Annotated in this window: 18 protein-coding genes and 1 pseudogene; 1 reads left to right on the top strand and 18 read right to left on the bottom strand. The window is 36.3% G+C overall.

All coding sequences use genetic code 11. From position 1 onward, the window contains the following. Window positions 1-371: 371 nt before the first annotated feature. The 15 genes and pseudogenes from NSS81_RS24140 to NSS81_RS24070 form a co-directional block, all read right to left on the bottom strand. Entirely contained in the window at window positions 372-1,241 is an 870-nt protein-coding gene (locus NSS81_RS24140; protein WP_342431141.1) for a GNAT family N-acetyltransferase, read from the bottom strand. A gap of 241 nt (window positions 1,242-1,482) precedes the next feature. Continuing rightward, window positions 1,483-1,845: a hypothetical protein gene (locus NSS81_RS24135; protein ID WP_342431140.1), complete on the bottom strand. Its 363-nt coding sequence runs from the start codon at window positions 1,843-1,845 to the stop codon at window positions 1,483-1,485. A 164-nt stretch (window positions 1,846-2,009) separates the two neighbouring features. After that, window positions 2,010-2,174, bottom strand: coding sequence for a hypothetical protein (locus tag NSS81_RS24130; protein ID WP_342434158.1), 165 nt, complete (start codon window positions 2,172-2,174; stop codon window positions 2,010-2,012). A 392-nt stretch (window positions 2,175-2,566) separates the two neighbouring features. Continuing rightward, window positions 2,567-2,809: an HXXEE domain-containing protein gene (locus NSS81_RS24125; protein WP_342434073.1), complete on the bottom strand. Its 243-nt coding sequence runs from the start codon at window positions 2,807-2,809 to the stop codon at window positions 2,567-2,569. Window positions 2,810-2,847: 38 nt separating this feature from the next. Continuing rightward, window positions 2,848-3,102, bottom strand: a complete 255-nt coding sequence (locus NSS81_RS24120; RefSeq protein ID WP_342430113.1) for an HXXEE domain-containing protein — start codon at window positions 3,100-3,102, stop codon at window positions 2,848-2,850. Between the two features lie 156 nt (window positions 3,103-3,258). Then, window positions 3,259-3,756 carry a GNAT family N-acetyltransferase gene (locus NSS81_RS24115; protein ID WP_342431139.1) on the bottom strand — a complete coding sequence of 166 codons (498 nt, stop codon included), beginning with the start codon at window positions 3,754-3,756 and terminating at the stop codon, window positions 3,259-3,261. Window positions 3,757-4,337: 581 nt separating this feature from the next. Further along, window positions 4,338-4,449: pseudogene (locus NSS81_RS24110) on the bottom strand (YitT family protein); the annotation flags it as partial. 932 nt (window positions 4,450-5,381) lie between these two features. Further along, complete coding sequence (locus NSS81_RS24105) at window positions 5,382-7,514, bottom strand: DEAD/DEAH box helicase (RefSeq protein ID WP_342431138.1); 2,133 nt, start codon at window positions 7,512-7,514, stop codon at window positions 5,382-5,384. A gap of 5 nt (window positions 7,515-7,519) precedes the next feature. Beyond that, on the bottom strand, window positions 7,520-8,830 hold the full coding sequence (locus NSS81_RS24100) for an ATP-binding protein (RefSeq protein WP_342431137.1): 1,311 nt from the start codon (window positions 8,828-8,830) through the stop codon (window positions 7,520-7,522). 3 nt (window positions 8,831-8,833) lie between these two features. After that, a complete protein-coding gene (locus NSS81_RS24095) occupies window positions 8,834-9,958 on the bottom strand; it encodes a TerD family protein (RefSeq protein ID WP_342431136.1) in 1,125 nt (374 codons plus the stop codon). A 508-nt stretch (window positions 9,959-10,466) separates the two neighbouring features. Further along, window positions 10,467-11,831 carry a hypothetical protein gene (locus tag NSS81_RS24090; RefSeq protein ID WP_342431135.1) on the bottom strand — a complete coding sequence of 455 codons (1,365 nt, stop codon included), beginning with the start codon at window positions 11,829-11,831 and terminating at the stop codon, window positions 10,467-10,469. A gap of 758 nt (window positions 11,832-12,589) precedes the next feature. Next, window positions 12,590-13,579, bottom strand: a complete 990-nt coding sequence (locus NSS81_RS24085; RefSeq protein WP_342431134.1) for an NAD(P)-dependent alcohol dehydrogenase — start codon at window positions 13,577-13,579, stop codon at window positions 12,590-12,592. After that, window positions 13,576-14,295, bottom strand: coding sequence for a DUF4386 domain-containing protein (locus NSS81_RS24080; protein WP_342431133.1), 720 nt, complete (start codon window positions 14,293-14,295; stop codon window positions 13,576-13,578). Before NSS81_RS24080 ends, NSS81_RS24085 begins: the two co-directional genes overlap by 4 nt. Window positions 14,296-14,340: 45 nt before the next feature. After that, window positions 14,341-14,571 carry a helix-turn-helix transcriptional regulator gene (locus NSS81_RS24075; protein ID WP_342431132.1) on the bottom strand — a complete coding sequence of 77 codons (231 nt, stop codon included), beginning with the start codon at window positions 14,569-14,571 and terminating at the stop codon, window positions 14,341-14,343. A 2-nt stretch (window positions 14,572-14,573) separates the two neighbouring features. Continuing rightward, window positions 14,574-15,020, bottom strand: a complete 447-nt coding sequence (locus NSS81_RS24070; RefSeq protein ID WP_342431131.1) for a hypothetical protein — start codon at window positions 15,018-15,020, stop codon at window positions 14,574-14,576. 449 nt (window positions 15,021-15,469) lie between these two features. Between NSS81_RS24070 and NSS81_RS24065 the strand changes: the two genes are divergently transcribed. Next, window positions 15,470-16,396, top strand: a complete 927-nt coding sequence (locus tag NSS81_RS24065; protein ID WP_342431130.1) for a DMT family transporter — start codon at window positions 15,470-15,472, stop codon at window positions 16,394-16,396. A 285-nt stretch (window positions 16,397-16,681) separates the two neighbouring features. Here NSS81_RS24065 and NSS81_RS24060 read toward each other — a convergent pair whose 3' ends face one another. From NSS81_RS24060 to NSS81_RS24050, 3 genes are all read right to left on the bottom strand, one after another. Next, a complete protein-coding gene (locus NSS81_RS24060; RefSeq protein ID WP_342431129.1) occupies window positions 16,682-17,002 on the bottom strand; it encodes a ribonuclease E inhibitor RraB in 321 nt (106 codons plus the stop codon). Between the two features lie 181 nt (window positions 17,003-17,183). Then, window positions 17,184-18,509 carry a nodulation protein NfeD gene (locus NSS81_RS24055; RefSeq protein WP_342431128.1) on the bottom strand — a complete coding sequence of 442 codons (1,326 nt, stop codon included), beginning with the start codon at window positions 18,507-18,509 and terminating at the stop codon, window positions 17,184-17,186. A gap of 462 nt (window positions 18,510-18,971) precedes the next feature. Next, window positions 18,972-20,081, bottom strand: a complete 1,110-nt coding sequence (locus NSS81_RS24050) for an SEC-C domain-containing protein (protein WP_342431127.1) — start codon at window positions 20,079-20,081, stop codon at window positions 18,972-18,974. Window positions 20,082-20,092 lie beyond the last annotated feature (11 nt).

The following is a 20,092-nucleotide window of genomic DNA, read 5'->3' as shown; positions in this document are numbered from 1 at the left end:
TATTAATCTTTTTACTGAAAAATGTTGACAATCTATTAGCTGGTTTAGTTAAGTGAAATCCCTCACATATATTTATTTGTTTTTTTTGTTTTCTTCTAAAAGATTTATTATTTTACCTAATCTTCCTACAATAAAAATTGACATAACTGCAATAAAGTATAACGCTGCTTAATCTAGGTTTTCTAAGTAATATTGAATCAATTCAGACAACTCCTAACCCTATTTTCTATATGTTTTTAGATTTTTCTTTGATATTATTAAATAGGAGACAGCCAAACTCCTTCTTTAACTAACCTGCATCGTTACTTAAAGAAGGAAAGGCGACCCTATTATTGAAGTATTGCCCCCGTTGAATAAGGATATTGCTATCCCTAACCAAAGATTTGTGCAGTAATAGCAAATAACTCTTTATTCCTATATGGCATATTATTAGAGTTCTTTATCATTATCGGAGGATTACTAACTTTTACAAATCCACTTTTCTCCAAGAATAACATTAACTCGCCATTACTGGATGGCACATCAATCCTTAACTTTCCTTGATGATTAAGAACTAACCTATCGATTATTAAAGCTGCTGTTTGTGAATCTGGTGCTACAATAGGTCCTATTAATAGATTTACTGGTCCTAATATGGATAATCCAAATCCAATAATCTTCCCCTTTAGATTTCTAACAACTAAACAATGTTTTGATTGATTTATCCTGTTAAGAAGTAATTTTCTTCTCTTATCACCAAATGCAGCCGAATCTAATTCAATAATTTCATTAATATCATTCTCACTGTATTTCTCTAAGGTAATTTCTCGATTTTTAAACAATTTAGTTGGAATATAGTTATCACTTAAATATTTATGTACATAGTCGACAGTAATAAAACCCAAGTTTTCATATAAGGGTTTCCCATCTTCAGTTGAAATTAACATTATTGAGGTATTTTGAGAAACACTGTCTATACATTTCTGAGTAGCCTTTTTTCCTAATCCTAAACCTCTATATTCTTCATTAACAATAACCATTCCAATTGAAGCTAAATTAGTATCATAAGGTATTATTGCAGCACTCGAAACAATTCTTCCCAAAGCATTCTTATGTCCGTATATTTTACCAGATGACATAACAGTTCTAATTTCATGTTCATCATAATCCCAGCCAACTGATGCAGAAAGTTCTACTAAACCTAGGATATCATATTTATCAAATCCCACTAATTCTAATACTGTTTTATTGTCTGTATGCATTAGAAATCCCCCTTTCTTATTTCTATTCTTATCATAATTTCCTATCTAGCCTTGTTCAACTAAACTGCGACGTTACTTTAAGTACATTCCTTCACAATATTGTACGTGGAGTAAACATTTGGGCGATTTTGTTTACTCTTGAAAAAAGGATCGTCATTTGACGATCCTTTCTCAATTAAAGCTACCCATTAGTTTAAGTGCATTTATTCACAAATGATGAAGGTAGAAAAATAAATATCTGTTATAAAACGCCGAACGCTAAAAACCTCCATAACCTTCCATCTTCCATTTCATAGAAGTTTCCAACTATCCCAACAGCCCTAAAGGTTAATATTTCTCCATTTTCATATTCGTAATCTTTTTCGTAAATATTAAAAAATAACCTTTCCTCATACGTTCCTGACCTAGATTGAATTTCCTTGTTGTCTATTACACACCAATGATTATATTTGTCGCATTTAATATCATACTTTTGTAAAATCCACTTTTCAAATTTTTCACTAGAAGGAGCAGTTGACACCATAACTGTTAAAAGCAATAAGGCTAACATTACAAGCACGATTCTAAATTTCCTTTTACCTCTACTTTTTGTTTTCCTCTCCATAGCTTGTAGACCTTCCTAATCTAATTATTTTTATGTACTTTTATTTCGTCATAATTCCTCTTAATCCTTCTTCAACAAACCTGCTTCGTTACTTGAAGAAGGAAAAGGAGACCCCTCCATACTGAAGAATTGCCCCTTCAGCACAATAGGAGTTTAAATCAGTTTTATCCGATTTTTCCTTTTTCTAACAGTTGGATAATCTTAGAGTTTTGCTCAACTTGAATGTCACTATTTCTTTTTATCTTATAAGTCCATATTAGAAGAAATACAACTGCCAAAGGTGTTCCAATCGTAATTAGCAAAGATCCGTAACCCATAATACTAAACATAAAGTATCCCCCAACCATTTTTTCCTAATCATACCAATTGTTACATCCCAAACCCCCTCATCGTATGAATTTTTCTTGAACTATCCTGCTATGTTAGCACAACAAAAAAAAGGGAATGCCGTAGCATTCCCATTCTTGAACTCTTGCAACCTGTTAGCCATCCATGAAGCGCAAAAATCAGCGCTGCACCACATAGAATGAAGATGGTTAGTAAGTTTCAATACTGATACTGATACTGATACTGACCTTAATCCAGTAAACCCTAATCCATAGACTTTTTATTACCGCTCTCCTCTTTTTTTAAACGATTGAGCAGGGTCTTCTTCAGTATTGTCATTTTTCTATTCTTGAAGAAACTTATTTTCATGGTAGTAAATTAGCATATTAGATTTCTATACTACTTTTTTTCCAATCCAATGAGCAAGCAAAGCAACTGGGATAATTAAGAGACAAAAAGGTAAGCATAGAAAAATAATTTCCCATGTAATTACTTCATTCACTAATAATGAACGATATAAAACTAAACTGTATGGAATGATAACAATCAACGAAGTAAATGCACCGGGCGTAACTGAACGAAGAATGATAGATTGACCAATATGAGTAAAAGCGTGTAGAAAAAAAACCGTTGTAATAATGGTAAAAATATAAATATTACCAAGTAAACCTTGAATTACATATTGGTTGCCATAACTGTTGAACTACTTACGAATAGGAAAATAACTAATACGACAACTGCAAACTGGGCTGTTGACATAGAAAATTGTTTAATTACTCTATCCGCAATTCTTTTCGGCAATATGTCATATATTATAGTTGAATTTCTCTTCATCCACCTTTCAACCATAATAATTTCTTCAAAATCATGAAGGATAAACATAATTGGAAATAACCAGATAAGTGTTTGAACATCAACCCACTGTTCCATAATCCCCATCCTTTCCATAAAACTTCTCTTATTTTATTTTAAATTTACTTGGCATTCTTTCTTCAACTAACCAGCACCTTTAGTTGAAGAAGAAAAATGTCTGTCAAAGCAGCCGTACATATTGTGCTTAACCACTCCTTACTTTAACAGATCTTTTTATAACAGTTTAGACATATAATATTCATCTGCAAATTCGCCTTCAAAATATAGCGAATGCCTTTTTGTTCCTTCAATTTTAAACCCCATTTTCTTATATAGCCCAATTCCAGCAACATTTCGAGTCATTACGGTCAATTCTAAGCGGTGAATATTATGTTCTTTTGCCCAATTCTCTAATTGTTGAAATAGTTTTGTTCCTATACCAACCCCTCGATATTGAGCCAAGACACCAATAACAAGATATACGGAATGCTTGTTTTTTTGGGCGTAGCCGCCAATAGCAATTAAATAACCAACTAATTCATTATTTTCTTCTGCAATGAAAATGGTCGAATTCTCAGTTTTCCTCATTGCTTCAATTCTTTTTTCCTGCTCCTCTGGACTAATTTTTCTTTCTCCTGATTCGAAGAGCATAAAGTGGGACTCACTTTCAACTCGATAAATTAATTTCACTAGACCTTCAGCATCCTCAGGATTTATTTCTCTGATTAACATTTGATTCCCCCAATCAATTTATAACCAATATTATACAATATCTTGTTTAACTAAACTCCCGCTATATAGAATGGAAAAGCTCTCGATTTCTCTCATTTTCTCCAAATTACATAGTAGTCAGTTTTAATATTCATTTGAGGATTGGAATAATGGTGTATTCAAGGATAATTTTGGGGACAAAGTGAAAAAACGACTGATAGCTGCCAAACCCACTTATCCAAAAAATGGATAATTAGTTAAAGTATGGTTGCGCTGATGGATCTCCACATTTCTCATGGAGGTCAACCCTCCCATATCTCACAGAGTCTTCGCTCCAAAATTCCTTCGTCCAACCTTTCCATGAGGTGGATGTCAGTCATGCTGCCCGACAGGGTCCTTGCCCGTATTTTAGTTGTTTTACTGATTAATTCGTGCTTCAAATGTTTAAATCAACTAACCTACTAATTCATTTATATCAATAAAAAGAAAATTAAGCTGCTTTCTGTAATACTGCCATATGAGGAATGTCCCTTAACATACGTTCTTCACTAAATTCACATTGATTTTTACCGATGGTAAACAGAATTCGTATGAGCTTATCAAGTCCCAATGGTTAAGCCAAACTGTTGGTACAAACCTACATGGAGCACATCCCATGGGGCACTGCCTAAATTTGCTTTAATCATAAAAAACAACACCAAATGACATAACCATTAGCCCAAACACAAAAAAGCCCAAACGGAGTAGTAATATCTTTTGTTTAGTCATTTTTCCCCTTCTTTCTTTTCTCAACACAACGTGAATTTGCACCATCAACAGTTGTTACACATAATGATTACCAGAACTTTATATTAATACAATATAGTAAGCATTTACTCAGGCGACGTTCTTACAATTGATTGGCGATTATTTACAAGTTATGGATCACTATTGGGCTCAGTCCCCCCAGTGATTAAATCTTTAGTAAAGCGGGGGCAGTTCCCTTCAGAACTATCTATTCACTCTTTAAATTTCTTGTCTTGAATAATCCGGTATCTTCCAACTCCAATACTTCAATACCGTCTTGGTAGATAGACTCTAGGCATTATCGAGTTAATAATGGGCCAAACATTAATTCCACAAGTAAGGACTTCTCCAGATTAATACATACTTAATTAATTGACCATCTATATAAGTTATCCACTAGCAACAATCGATACGACTTACCTCCGAACATACGCTACCATGATGTGCCAACATTACCTAAACAATTAGAACATCCTGATATTAATATGTTACCTATTTACCAAATATGTTTGGTCAATACAGAGCTAATTGTGGTACATAGGTGTGTTAGTAATGATATAGGGAGGATTGCTTAATGCCCAATTAACAGGTGATATCACGTGTGAGAAAAACCAACAACTAATAATGTAATTCAACAACACCACATCTTTTCCTTTAATTTAATTTAATGGTCATTTTACTAGTTTAAGATTTAGTTAGACCATATACCTAGGAAGATTAGCTGAATGGAAAGTAAATTGCTATTTTAAAAAAGAAATAAAACAATAAAAAATCCTCGACACCAAATAACGGCTCGAGGATTTTTTGACCTATTACTGAACAATAACGTTTCCATTTAACAGTACAAACCTTGTTTTTGTTTAACCCACTTCAATACATCTAAATTCAAACTGATTCAAGTATTCAAGAGTACCCTCGATATCAATTTCGTTGGCGATATGCATTTTGATTTGTAACTTTTCACCAATTTGTTCTGTATATTTCGATTGAAATAATTCATTCGCTTCTATATAGGGAAGCAATTCTTCTGCCGTCCATTGCTTTTTCTTAATTTTGTTAAGTGTGTCAGGTATGGTATTTGGCTTTGTGATCTTTATTCTACCAATCCCATCCTTGACCTTTGCATCTACGCCAAAGGATCGAAGCATCCAAACAAGAGTTTTTGAGATAGTCGTTCCAGTATAGGACTCAAATACGCCTTCGCCTTTTTCCATCCAAATGATTCTTTGATGAGCTGTAACAATGTTCAACCAGTATTTCTTTCGAATATCATTTAAGGCAATCATGGCGACTGTGTTGACATATGTAAATTCTATTTGTGAACAGAGGATTTCCATCATTTTCTCCGCAATTCTCTTATGAATGGAACCGGGACCTCCGGTATAAGTTGGCTTCTTTCCGCTCACTGCTTTTGATACATACACCTTGTTACGGTCGTAATCAATGTCCGAAATCCTCCAAAGTCTACCACCTAAGATGATATTGTCACCAATGTTGATGATAAATGCTTTATCAAGGCGGCCAATCTTTTTTATGCCTTCCATCACTTCGTATTCTTCAGCAGATAAAAACACAGCATAAAAATCCATGCTTCGTAAAATTCGTTCGCCCTCAAGTCCAACAATAATTTCCTTACTTCCCTTTACAACCTCTAAAAATTCCTTATCAATCATATGTTGGATAAGGTGATTAACATCCTCTAAAGGCAGATCGTGAAAAATACCGTTTTTCTTGATTTTTTCTAGGAGTTCTTCTTTCGATATCCCATTGTTCTCTTGACTGATTGATATCAACTGTTGAAACAACACATCGTATGGAAATAAATATCCCTTTGAAGGTTCCACCCATTTTTCGATAATTAGTTCCATGACTGCCAACGACTGGACTAAACTATCATCACCGGTGGAGTAAAGCTGCAGCATTTGAGCCGCATCTCTCTTCCGACCGGAGCGTCCAAGACGTTGTTTTAAGGAAGAAACGGAAAAAGTACTATCGATTTGAACTACCACTTCAATATTGCCAATATCAATCCCTAATTCCAATGAACTAGTAGCTACTACACTTTTTGGATGGGTAGATTCACTCATGACTTTCTCAACATATTCCCGTTCTTTCTTGTCGATCGAGGAATGATGAGGATAATAGGTTTCCCCCATTCCCTCTTTTTCTGCTAATCGATTTAATGCAACCGTTGTTTCCTCTACTTGACCTCGATTATTACAAAAAATAATCGATTTCTGATGGCGCGTTAATTCCCTAATATCTTCAAACAATTCCCACGGCAATAGGCTTGTGTCACTTGGTAAATGCATGAGATGGAACATAAGCTCCTTATCACTGCCCTTGACCTCAACAATTTCAACATTGTCAGGATGAGCATAGTTCACCCAATTTTTTACCAAACCAAAATTTTCGATTGTAGCAGACAAACCGACAATTCTAGGAGGAACTGTGGTAAAACTGGTAAGTCGTGATAATAAAGACCGTAAATGGACACCCCGTGCATTATCAAAAAAAGAATGAATTTCATCGATCACGATAAATTCTACCTCTTTAAAGGATGCCTTTAACTGATTCGTCCGGTTTACAAATAAGCTCTCGATCGATTCAGGCGTAATTTGTAAAATCCCTGTTGGATTCTTTAGGAATTTTTCTTTTTTACTTTGAGAAACATCACCGTGCCAACGATGAATGGCGATATCACTATATTCACAAAGTTTATCAATTCTTTCAAATTGATTATTAATCAAGGCTTTCAACGGTGATATATAGATCACCTTTAGGGCGTTGCGAGCTTCTTTTTCAATTAATGATAGGACAGGTAAGAGGGCAGCTTCCGTTTTTCCGGAAGCCGTTCCGGAAGAAACAATCACATCTTTTTTTGTATTGATAATTATCGGTATCGTCTTTTCCTGAATCGGGGTAAAGCGGTCCCATTTCATATCCCAAATCTTTTTCTTCATATTTGGTGAAAGTAATTCAAAAGAACTCACAATATTTATCCCTCCAGCCTAGAAAATCGACTGTTTACACTTGCGGCGCTAGTAGAAGTTTGAGGCTCACCAAAAATTTGTGAACGATCATAATGTGGGTTTTGGTGGAGAATATTTAATGCACCTAAAAATCCCCTTACGACTTCTCCGACAGTCAAGTTTTCTAATGCTCCTGGTCTTGCATATTCATGCTGGATAAATTGCTTCATCTCTTCGTTCGTTACCGTGCTTTGGTATCCATAATGTGCGGCATGAATATCCCTCAACTTCTGAAGGAGAACGTACGTTTCTTCGTGCTTTAAAGGCTTAAGTTTAATGACGGGTTGAGAAAGATCACGAAATTCATTGGTTTCAAAGCGATTGGTTTCCAATCTTCGCTTCAAGGCACCATAACTAAAAAGCCCTCTACGTTCATCTTCTAAAAATTCTAACGTTCCACCAAAGTTGATATAAAGTCCTTCCATATTTCCTTGAAGGGTATCATTAAAGATTTTTAAAATCGTTTCATAGTTTTTCTCTCTCGTGTGGGGATGAGTAATTTTATAAAGGTTAATCGCTTCATCAAAATTGATGACCAAACCAGAGTAGCCGATTTGTCGAACAAATTGAGAAAGGATCTTTAAATAGTTATAATAATTATCATCATTTATTGTGTCCCGGACACCTAAATCCTGTCTCGCTTCCATTTTGGTTCGGTATTCACCGCGAATCCAGCGTAAAGCTTTTCGTTGTAACTCAGAATCGTCTTGGATAAAGCCAAGATAATATTGAGTGAGGATTCGAGCAAAGTCATATCCACCCGTATACACATCCATTTTCGAGACGATCCGAGTAATTTCAAGTTCAACATCAGCAATAAAAGTGGGATTATTCAATTCAATGGATTGATACCCTCTCATCTTGACCACTTGCGCTTGAACATCGTTGATCCATTTATCAATAATCGTACTCAGGGCACCACCATCTGGTACAGTAGATATTGAGAGATTCTTCATTAACTCTGTATAGAGTGCTACCGCTTTTTGATCACTGCCGTAAAGTCGTCGTTCAGGAGTAAAATCTGCTTTTGTAACCACAAAATTTTCTTTAAAGGCAATTTGCTGAATTAACGCCTGAACAAAACTTTTTCCGCTTCCGAAAGATCCAATAAAAAACTTCACCACCGAAGAACCCTTTTTCACTTCATTAAGGTCCTTTAAAATCTGTGCAGCTTCTTGAGTACGGCCAACTAATATGTATTGCAATCCCCTGCTTGGTACAACTCCACCTGAAAGAGAATTCAGGATTGCTGTAGAATCTCGTTTCTTTATGTTCATTTCTTACTCTCTCCTTAATCTTTCAACTAGAGATTTAAACTCTTCATACACTGTGATCGATTCATTTTGAATTTGCAATAAATTATCATCAAGATGTTCATTGGCTTTCTCATTAATGGTATGAACAAATAACGCCAACATCAGGCCATGGTTTTTCAAATAGACTTTTGCATCATCTACTGAAATTTGTCCATTATCAATCATCATTAGGAAATTCCTTTCGGTTTCAGACAATGATTGAAAAAAGGCATCTTGATCCACTTCATCTGTGTTACTCAGCAAAAAGTTGGTAGATACGGGTGTTACAGTTGGATTTGGTAGAGTGGGTGCTACTTCTTCTTGATGGTCAGCAAATAAATGAATAAGCTCCGAACTTTGATGGGATAATGTTTCAATTCGACTATCATTAAACTGAACCACAGATGAACGTTTTAACTGGACATGTTCAGTGGGTGGGTTTGGTATCACTTCCCCAGATTTAGTGCCTGCTCCATCTTGTACAGTTTGAAACCGCTGATTTGGGTTTGTTGGTGTTTGATTGGTCGAAACCTGATTCTGAGATTCATCCATAGGTGGATCGACATCCACCCCATATTCAGTGCATAAGTCTGCAAGACCTCCATAGAAACCTGAGCCAACAGCATGAAATTTCCATTCACCAGAATAGCGGTAAAGAGTTCCCACCACAACGGCGCTCTCTTTTGTAAACGAGTAATTTATCGGAAATGTCGCAATTTCCTGCTGTGGCTTACTTCTTACAATCCTCAACTGGATATCTGAAACTTCTTCAAACGTATGCCCGTTTAAATCTGATTCATAAATAGTTAAGGTAAACGCTATCTTTTGAACTTCTTCCGGAACATTAGCCAGATTGATGGTAAAGTGTTGTTTTTCTATAGTAGAAATGGATTCCTCTAAGCTTACAGATCCATTACTCGAAACCGGTTGACCGTAAAAGACAAAGTCTTCTTCTCGAACAATTTGCTCATCCTGCCCCAGCAAAAAGGCCGAAACATCAATATCAAAATGACGCGGTGCACGCCAATCCAAACCAATATGTATTAAATTTATATCAGGTTGATTCTTTGTCAAATCAATCTTTTGGCCTTTAACCAAGGATAAGACCATCCTAACCACTCCTTTTAAGACTACATGTTAGTTAACTATATGGTGAATTTCTGTACGTTTTAGTTGAATTTGAATGTAAATCCGTTTATTGCCGATATATGTCATTTCCTTAATTTTATTATGCTATACTGCTCAAATATAAGCACGCCTTTTTTCCTAATTCAGGAGAAATAGACCTATTAAAACGAACAATTGGATATTAAACATACAGCACTTAATCCTCATATTAAGAGATAGAAAGTGCCAGGCACCAACCAATAAATTGGATGGTACCTGGCACTTTTCCCCATTAAATGTCATTGGTTTTTTCTTCAATGTGTGGTGAAAATTAGTTTGTAATCATAAATCCAAACATCTTTCGTCCATGGAACTTTTTAATCAGCCTGTTATCAAAGAAGAGAACATTCGCCTTTACTCCAGGGGAAAAGGCGTCAGTTCCCCGCTATCTTAATACTTTAGTAGACTGGGAACTGCCCCTTTTTCCTCGGTTTTACATTTAAAAAGACCATTATTCCATCGATGGTAATATCATAACTTCGGGATTATAAGGTGAGTTGATTAAAATGTCACCAATGTATTCATGTTCAACGACACCACCTGGCCCAATTAGAGGCTTCTCACGGAGATTCTTATCTAGCATACTAACAAACCAATCAGGATCCTTTAGAATTTGACCACCGCGTTTTTCAAAATTCGCAATCCATTGACTGATTAAAGACACTTTTTCATCATATATTAATTCATGCCACTTCTCTCCCTCCATTTTACCAAATACATCTACAATGCTTAGACGTAGCTCTTCAAATTGTTTTTCCAATGCAGAAGGCTCATTAGAGTCTTCTTTAATAATGGGTTCTTTCACAAGTTTCATTTCTTCATCAGAATCATCAGACGTTGAATCTTCCTCAAATGTAAGACTATATTTCTGATTATAATTCGAGTAATCCCAACCAAAGAAGTCTACAATAAAATCAAAGCTATTTACATTGAAGTCAAGCGATTGAAAATCGGACTTTTTCATATATACTATATACGCTGGCATGATCTTCCCACGATAATCCAAGTTAAATGTCAATATCGCACTATCAATCTCCTCATGACTAAATACGGCATTTAAAATACCTTGCATTTCTTCATGAATTGAGTAATCTTCCATCGGGATTTCATTGTCAGAATAAGTAGAATCGATATTATATGAAATAACTGATAAACTGGCCATGTGTTCATCCTTATAATCAAACTGATGAACAAAATCAAATTTTTGGTAGGGTGTACCATTAATGATAATTTCACTTCCAAAAAGACTTTCAAGTTTATTTTTTAATTCAATTTCTTCTAATGGACTATAGGATTCATCAGTCGCCGTCTTATAGCCAATGGTATAAGAGATATTTAATAATTCGGTTAAGGCTTCTAAATCATCTTTAAATAAAATATGTTTTTCATAACCATCAAAAATGAATAGCGGTTCATTCATCGTCTTAGATTCGATAATTAGATCTAACCCATCTATATAATCCTCTAAAATTCCTTTGAATTTAGCTATTGCTTGGTTTTCAGTCTCCAATTGTGATAACTTCTCGTACTTCCCGTATAAATCTAGAACCTTTTGATAATCCTCAAGGGCAGCTTGTTCGTAATAATACGGTCTTTGTGTTGTAGCTGCATAATTAAGAAGACTTTGCAGCTTCTCATAATATAGTAGAAACTCCTCCATATCCGATTTAATCTCAGTATGTGTTAAGGGTTTCAACTCTAATTGGTTTACCTCGGGTTCGGTTGATTGTGGTTCAACTTTATTTTCTACTTGTTGGCCACAGCCAAATAGCGAAATCGTTAATATTAAAATAAAACCAAGTAATTTAGTATTCATATGACCTCCAGTGATGTGGAAAAAGCTTTTAAAAAAGACCCTGTAATTATACTACATGGAATGGTGGTATATAGTTTGGAAAATCACGGTAGTTTTATGTAACTCAAGAGACTTTCCTGGATAAAACTATGATAAATAAATTTTATACTAGGTATTTTAAAATAAAAGACCAACGATGAAAAATTTATTAGATGCCCACTTGACCGAAAAACGCTGATCCGCCTTTCCCATTTTTTTCGGAATTGTGGATTCGGGCTTTTAGACATAAAAAACCTCCTCAAACTTTCATTTGAAGAGATTATCAGATAATATCTTTAGATGGGAACTATTGGACGCTTTCCTATTTTAAAACTATAAAATCCTTTTTAAAATTAATGTTACTATAGAAGTAAACGTTAATAAATAAGTCGGAAAAACAGATCACTGGAATGCTCCCTTAATAATATCTAGTTTTTAGACGTTCCTCTTCAAGTGTTTTATAGAGTACGGTAATATTTCTTTTATTTGTACTCTTTGGGATAAGGTGACTTATATTCAAAAATAAAAATGCATATAATTACCATCAACTACTACATGAATAGAAACATTACCAGTACTTTCGGAAAAATCGGGGTCCCCCAGTAAGTTAAAGCCTTAGTTTTCTGGGAGACTGACCCAATTACCCCCGTAAAAAACCCTTCGACTCTAATTTAGGGCTCGAGGATTTTTTTAGATTCAGAGAAATTCATCATAGAAATTCTCATCATTAAAAGTACATTTTATTTTATCTTTTTAATTGCTTCTGTTTCCGCCAAAGTGATGACGACATTTCCTTTTTTGTGACCCTTTTCCACGTAACGGTGCGCTTCGGCAACCTGTTCCAATGGATATCGTCGATCGATGACCGCTTTGATCTTTCCAGACTCATAAAGCTCTGATAGGAAGTTCATATTTGCTTGGTTCTGCATAAGTCCCGCAGTAACAAAAATGGCTCTCTTATTGCCTAGCGCCGCAGTCAGTAACATGTCAAATAGAATGGATATAGAAAGTACCGTGGAAAGGTAGACGCCTCTTTGCGTGAGCGAGCCCTTACATTGTGAAAAGGAGCGTTTACCTACAGCATCGAAAATGACGTCATAGCTCTGACCGTTTTGTGTAAAATCCTCTCGGGTATAGTCAATCACCTTATCAGCTCCATGCGACTTTACCAACTCAAAATTTGCTGTACTGCATACTCCTGTGACTTCGGAGCCCAAGTATTTCGCAATCTGTACTGCATAAATTCCCACCGCTCCAGATGCACCATTAATCAGAATACGTTGTCTGCGCTGAAGCTTTGCTTTATCGCGAAGGAACGTCAATGCGGTAGGTGCACCATCACAGACGGCGACGGCTTCTTCATAGGACATTGCTGCAGGTTTGATTGCCAGCGGGGTATCTTCGTGCAGACATTTGTATTCGGCTTGGGCACCGAACGTCTTAGCACTTAACCCAAATACTTGATCGCCTACTTTATACCGTGTTACTTTTTTGCCAATGGCATCAATTTCGCCGGACAGCTCCGCACCAAATATCGAATTTCTTGGCTTTTTCAGACCGTAAACAAGCTTAACGATGGGGGAACCTTTTCGAAAGGTACAGTCCGATGGTCCGACTGAAGCCGCGTGTATTTTAATCCGGACTTCATAATCGGTGGGGATTGGCGTATTTACCTCTTGGAGTTGAAAAACATCCGGTGATCCATAATTTGTGCATACCATTGCTCTCATATGGCCGCTCTCCTTTTATATTTTGCAGTGATGGATTCAATCGCATTATCATTAAATCCTTTAACAATAAGCCATACTGCTAAAATCATTTCATTCGCTGCTACTGGCACAGCCAAAATAGCACCCCATAAAGAAATTTGAGGAAATACACCAAACATAACGAACAAAGAACAAACGAAAACAGAAGTTGCTCCTGTCATACCCAGGATCGAAATAAATCGGGGTACAAGCTTCGTTTTATAAAAAATATAACTATACATCACCGTATTAATACCGAGCATGAAAAGTGGACCTAGCATAAATGTCCAGTCATGGATGGCTTTTAAGATAATACCTGAAGAGTGAAATGATGAAGGATCTGGGGCGCCTGCTGCGACATATTCTTGGCTTAAGGTTAAGAGGGACAACACACTGATTACTCCAACAGTAATAATGATCGCTTCAAGAAACCTGAAGCAAACATGCCAAAGGGCAATACTTTCATTATACTTTCTTAACAATGGAAACATGGTAGTGGCCGTTCCCACCGCTGAAACAACAAGCATTAATTCCATTAAGGCTCCCATTACCACTTGGTTAGCTTGTTCGGAACCTTTCCTTAGATAATCGGGACCGTTTAAGATAGGGTCGTATAAAATAAGGCCTATCACCGCCGTTACAGCAGCAAGTAAAAACAGTACCCCGACAATTTTTGCAGCTTTTTTGTTTGAATTCATTTTTTATCCCCTCACATAATAGATTCAAAACGGTTAAGCAAATGATCATTCTTCCTGCTTGGTGTTATCTCCATAAAAGAATACTTCTTCCAACGGTAAATTAAATGCATGAGCCATGCGAAAAGCCAGTTCTAGAGATGGGGAGTAGTTTCCCCTTTCGAGGGCGATGATCGTTTGTCTTGTTACTCCCACCTTGTCAGCCAAATGCTGCTGTGTCATTTCATCATGGTTGAATCGTAATTTACGGATGTGATTGCCGACAAGATTTTTACCCATTTTTACACTCCTCTCCGATAGTGATAAAGTTTTGTAACCGAGCCGGTGATATCTGAAATGAAACCTGCAGAAATCAGAATAATGAACATCACATGTAACGGTTGATTGATGACGAGGGATCCCATTGCAAAAAGAAAACCGACAACAAACACAAAAAACGAATTTCGGAACGCTTTCAAGTCAATTAACTTATCTAGTTCATCCGCAAATGCTGGCTCTTTTTCATTAGTCGTCATTCTAAATACAATGTTGAAAATAATGCTGATCACGATATGTGCGACGATTGAAAACAAAGTCAGGTAAAGGACGAAGGAGCCCCAATAATGAAAAACCACACTCGACTCTACACCCTCCCCAGGGTACCTCGGGTACATGAACAAACAAAACGAGACAAAAATGAGAATAGCACTAATTACCGAAACGATACTTTTCTTTTCTTGGTAAGTCATGGTTCACGCCTCCTTGTATGATTAATTTCACAAAAAGTTAAACTTGTTATACTAAATGTAAAGCAAACCATACATCAAGTCAAGTGTAATTTACAAAAATAGGCAGACACCGCTAAAAATTTCTGTTTTTTTCCTTTTCACTAAATAAAAAATTCCCCGATTCCACTACTGGAAGCGGGGCATGCTTGCCTTCTCCTCAAAGGACGTATTGGAGTCAGTCCCTCAGTAAGTTAAAGCTTTAGTATACTGGGGATTGACCCTACTATCTTTTTAATGAGTAACTTATCTAATTAAATAGAGTATTTCAGAAACTCTTAATCTTTTTGGTTAATACTCACTTTCAATTCGTAATGGTCCGAAAGAAGAAATGTTTCAAAGAATTTCTCATCTTCTATCAGGACAAGCATAAGATGGAATAACACTCTTTTTGCTGAAGGGAATGTTCAGCTATGGCTTTTGACCAGTCAAAGATAACAGCTTCACTGTATGCGACATTGTCGATTAGTTTTTGGGGAGTTTCATTTGTATCGACAAAGGCTCTTCTAGGAAATCTTGACCCCTACTCTTTGCTCGTTCTTCGGTTTGGAATTGGGGCATTATTTTTGTTTTTTCTGTTACTAATCCAGCGTATTAGGCTACTTGTCTCCATTAAATACCTCCCCCATTTAATGGTACTGGGTATTATTGGGGTATTTGTTCATCAAGTACTCCAAGCAACAGCATTGTTGACAATTAATGCCTCCACTGCAGGATGGCTCATTTCGTTCTCCCCCATTTTTACAGTTTTCCTAGCAATGCTTTTTTTAAATGAAAGGATTACTCTCACGAAGGTTGTAGGAATGGCGTTGGCGATAACAGGTGTTCTGATTGTTACGACGACAAGAAGTGGACAATCCTTTCAGTTTGCCATGAATATCGGCTTCATTCTGATGCTTTTGAGCACGTTAAACTGGGCAGTTTATTCTGTTCTTTTAAAAAGCTTAAAGATTCCATATCCTCCTCTTTTAGTTACCTTTTATATGAGTTTAATAGGATTAATTCTGACAACACCTTTTATTATAAGAAATAGGGGCTGGGAAGCCCTTTCCCTATTGAACCATACAGAGTGGGCACATTTGTTGTTTCTTGGTGTCTTTGTTTCGGGTATCGGCTATTGGTATTGGGGGAAGGCACTTGAAGTTTTAGCGGCGTCGAAGGTTTCGATGTTTCTATATTTGGAGCCCATTGCAACGTTAGTGGCTGCGGTTTTTCTTTTACAAGAAAAGGTAATACTCTTAAGTTTTGCTGGAGGTATCATAATTATTATAGGAGTGATTATTGTTAACGGTCAGCTTGTGCCTCTGTTGTTGAGTATTTTTAGGAAAAACCGACTATAGGAGGAAAGCTTGATGGCACTGACTAAGGACGTGCTAAAATGTCATTAGGTATCTTAGTACGAGAAGACCCCAGCCAGTATACCCACCATAATCAACTATTCAAACAGTTGATTTATTTTTTTCAGAAGTCCATCAGCATATTAATTTTTCTTCCATGAAGGCAATATTGGAAGAAATGTTACTCTTCAAGCTCCCTGTTAGCAATAACACAAAAACAAAAAGAATGCACGGAACAGACTGCTACTATGTTTTGTCGGAAGCATCTTTCTGATTCCCTCAATCCTTTCAATCTACAAAAACGCCCCAACCGTCAGAGTAACCACCATGTGGTTTACTTAAGTTATCTAATTTATTCTGTATTTTTATTAATTCAATATAATTTAATAACATTCTTTTCGTGCAACAACAGGCCCACTCTTCTGTTTCGTCGTCCTGGTCTAAGAAACAATTGAAACCTTCGGCTTTTAGTACTTGCGATAACTTTTCACCTGTTACTTTATTCGGCACGGCTACAAAAAAGTCCACTGCTTGTGGTTTTTTAAAATTTACTCCATCTTTAAATAGGCTATGTAATGCTTCTCCATCAGCATCATTTGGAAATTTCATTCGTTTTTCCTCCACATTCTAGTTGTTTTCATTTTTCATTATTATCCACTTATTTATTTTCGCCTAACCATTAAACTTCAAACCTCGGGTTGTGACGGTCACTCAATTTGAGAAGTTTCAGGTCAGGTTACTCTGCTTTTTAGAATGCAGAATAACCTGCCCTGTTGAAAAAACACACCGACTATTTATCCAGGTTTGTTATTGCTCTTACAACAATTCGTGCTCCTTCTGCCTTTACTACTTTTACCTTGGACCCTTTGTCAATAAAGGCTCCTTCACTTACGGCGTCTATCCGTTCGTTTTCAATGAGGATGGTACCAGATGGTCGTAATACGGTTAACGCATAGCCTTCCAAACCAACTAATTCTACTCGATTTATATTAGAAACATAGCCGCTTTCTGTATTCGTGGAATCGGCTAAAATAATTCGCTTAAATAGACTCAACTTTTTACCAAACACTCTCATCAATAAGAAAGACACTAAGATTGTTACGGAAATGGCAACGAGCAGGGATATTCCCATATCAACCACGTTTTCTGCGGCAAAAAAGAAACTCGCAATAATCGCCACAAAACCGATGGCGCCAGCAATGCCGCCTGCTATAAAAAACTCTAATAAGATAAGACCAAGTCCAACAATAAACAGGATAAGCGTTTCATACCCCGCAAGCCCAGCTACCAGATGTCCATAAAAAAACAGCAACAAGGCTGACAAGCCCATAAACCCCGGAACACCGAAACCTGGGGAGTACAATTCCAACACAAGACCTAGACTGCCAATCGTAAGTAAAATTGAATATACAATAGGATTTGTAATAAAACGGGCAATTTTTTCTGCAAAGCTAACTTCAAGAGGTCGGACATCCGCATCGCTATATCCAAGTTTTTCCAGCAACTCATCAAGATCGTTCACAATTCCTTCAGCATAGTTAACCTCGAGCGCCTGTTCAGAGGTTAAGGTTAATAATTTCCCTTTTCCAGCTCCGTACTTTGGTAGATCAATATTTTCATCAGCCATCGCCAATGCATAAATAGGATCCCGGTCAGCATGCTTTGCCGCGTTTTGCATTTCGGCAAACCAGTAGGATTCTGCTTTCTTTCCAGCTGTATTCCCCTGCTGATCAATAATTGCAGCCGACCCAATCGTCCCTCCTCTAACCATGTAGATTTCATCCATATTTAATGAAATATACGCACCAGCCGATAGCGCTTGGTTATTAATAAAAGCTACAGTTTTGATGTTTGTAGAAGTAAGCAGCTTCCCAATCCCCGCAGCAGCATCTACAGCGCCTCCAGGAGTATTTATTTCAAAAATAATAGCATCTGCATTTTCCTTCTCAGCCGTTTCAACCGCTCTTTCCAAAAAGGCAAACAATCCCTTTTCAACGGTTTCTTCAATCGGTACGACATAGACTACTTCCCCTTTTGCAGAGCTGTTTACAGGAAGTAACATAAGCAAAAAGCCGAATAACAAAGATATAATGGCTACTAATCGAATTCGCTTCACTCCTTCTTCCTCCATTCTCTTACTATTGTCCTTATTAAATAACATATCAGCCTATTAAAGTTTCATACTTCTCTTACCTAAGGATATAGTATATTACGGAGATTATACATAGTAGGTTTCAAAAAGACTTTGGGAAGCTTACGCCAAAAGTGATATAAAATCCATCTATATCCCCTTGGAGCGTATTATAATATAATTTCGTTTCATAATTGATTACAGCCACAAGAATGTACATCTTCTGCCATGTTTTGTACCATCTGTTGCCATGGAATTTACCACTTGATGTCAACGCATTTACCAATAGAAAAACTTTAGAGATATTGAATTAAGCCTAATCCTCCTATTTTTATCGAGGAATTAGGCTTTTGTTAAGCTTTCCGTAATAGCGCCAAAAAGTGGACTACCAGCTTTTATTGCACGGTATATTTGTACTGTGCAGCAAAACGAAATTGGTTTTTCTTCCTATATCTCTTTTGGAATTTCAGAGTACCTTTGGATTGATTCTATTAAATCTTGTAATATCCACTCATTCTCTAATTTATTTTCTGGATTGTCAGATTTAATCAAATAGGATTCCCATGTAGGAGATTTCCCCTCGTTCCCACCATAATAATAAGCAAAGTTGGTTACAAATAATGCATTAAAAGGGTCTGTATTTGGGGAGTGCTTAATTTTATATTTGTCATATATCCTATCAATATCTTTAACCCAAGTTTTCTCTCTTGGTTCGGTATTAGGTGTTGTAGGTAGGTTTAAATCAATGAAAATTATAAATGGTAAATCCTCAGGTTTCTGAGTCCTTGCATTCCTAAACAAATACTGAATATTCCCCTTAAAATCTGTTGATTCATCAAAAGAACCCTCTTCATGAAGAACCCCTTTTCTTCTCTTACTTTTCGCCTCAATACCAATTTTTTGACTTGTCTCTTTGTGTGTAGCAATAAACTCACAATGCTTTTCACTTTTAAACTTGTCATCTAAGAACTCAATCTCAAATCCTGCTCTTGCAATCATTGCTGCAACAGATATTTCATACCTTGTCCCTTGAAATTCATGTGGGTTAATTAGTTTCTTAATAATAAAGTCAGGTAATCGATTTACTGTCTGAAGGCAGTATAAATCATATGCGTGTTGTAGCAACGATTTAACATCACCAGTAGCCTCTCCAAAAAATATTTCACCATACTCTGTTTTTTCTATATTATTAGCATTCTTTGCTCCCCAATCACAGAAAGACATCCACCATCTAAATGTTATGTGGCGTTTTTCCACAGGAAGTGATAATTGATGGTCATGAAACTCTCTTCCATAGGTTAATTTATAAGCTATTAATATCAAAAACTCATGAAATGTCTCTTTAATTGGTCTAAAATAAACTGTATTCCATATTGCTCTTACTTTTTGTCCCTTATAGTTTACACTGTCTACAAAATCTAAGTGAGGTTCCGGTCGTGGTTTTGGAGAAAATAAACTCATAGGAATATAAACTTCATCTTTACCCATACAACAGTTTTTGTACTTCTTACCACTACCACAAGTACACATAGAATTTCTTCTAGAGCCATTACCCATAGTTACCCCCA

It is taken from the genome of Neobacillus sp. FSL H8-0543 (genome assembly GCF_038592905.1).
In the GTDB taxonomy this organism is placed as follows: Bacteria; Bacillota; Bacilli; order Bacillales; family Cytobacillaceae; genus Neobacillus.
Note: the sequence above shows the minus strand (reverse complement) of the source record. Positions and strands in the feature narration are given on the sequence as shown.

Bases quoted from the DNA above. Each gene is read 5' to 3' on its own strand.
- NSS81_RS24140 (WP_342431141.1), bottom strand. From the start codon at position 1,241: ATGCATACAGACAATAAAACAGTATTAGAATTAGTGGGATTTGATAAA.
- NSS81_RS24135 (WP_342431140.1), bottom strand. From the start codon at position 1,845: ATGGAGAGGAAAACAAAAAGTAGAGGTAAAAGGAAATTTAGAATCGTG.
- NSS81_RS24130 (WP_342434158.1), bottom strand. From the start codon at position 2,174: ATGTTTAGTATTATGGGTTACGGATCTTTGCTAATTACGATTGGAACA.
- NSS81_RS24120 (WP_342430113.1), bottom strand. From the start codon at position 3,102: ATGGAACAGTGGGTTGATGTTCAAACACTTATCTGGTTATTTCCAATT.
- NSS81_RS24115 (WP_342431139.1), bottom strand. From the start codon at position 3,756: ATGTTAATCAGAGAAATAAATCCTGAGGATGCTGAAGGTCTAGTGAAA.
- NSS81_RS24100 (WP_342431137.1), bottom strand. From the start codon at position 8,830: ATGAACATAAAGAAACGAGATTCTACAGCAATCCTGAATTCTCTTTCA.
- NSS81_RS24095 (WP_342431136.1), bottom strand. From the start codon at position 9,958: ATGGTCTTATCCTTGGTTAAAGGCCAAAAGATTGATTTGACAAAGAAT.
- NSS81_RS24090 (WP_342431135.1), bottom strand. From the start codon at position 11,831: ATGAATACTAAATTACTTGGTTTTATTTTAATATTAACGATTTCGCTA.
- NSS81_RS24085 (WP_342431134.1), bottom strand. From the start codon at position 13,579: ATGAGAGCAATGGTATGCACAAATTATGGATCACCGGATGTTTTTCAA.
- NSS81_RS24080 (WP_342431133.1), bottom strand. From the start codon at position 14,295: ATGAATTCAAACAAAAAAGCTGCAAAAATTGTCGGGGTACTGTTTTTA.
- NSS81_RS24075 (WP_342431132.1), bottom strand. From the start codon at position 14,571: ATGGGTAAAAATCTTGTCGGCAATCACATCCGTAAATTACGATTCAAC.
- NSS81_RS24070 (WP_342431131.1), bottom strand. From the start codon at position 15,020: ATGACTTACCAAGAAAAGAAAAGTATCGTTTCGGTAATTAGTGCTATT.
- NSS81_RS24065 (WP_342431130.1), top strand. From the start codon at position 15,470: ATGGCTTTTGACCAGTCAAAGATAACAGCTTCACTGTATGCGACATTG.
- NSS81_RS24060 (WP_342431129.1), bottom strand. From the start codon at position 17,002: ATGAAATTTCCAAATGATGCTGATGGAGAAGCATTACATAGCCTATTT.
- NSS81_RS24050 (WP_342431127.1), bottom strand. From the start codon at position 20,081: ATGGGTAATGGCTCTAGAAGAAATTCTATGTGTACTTGTGGTAGTGGT.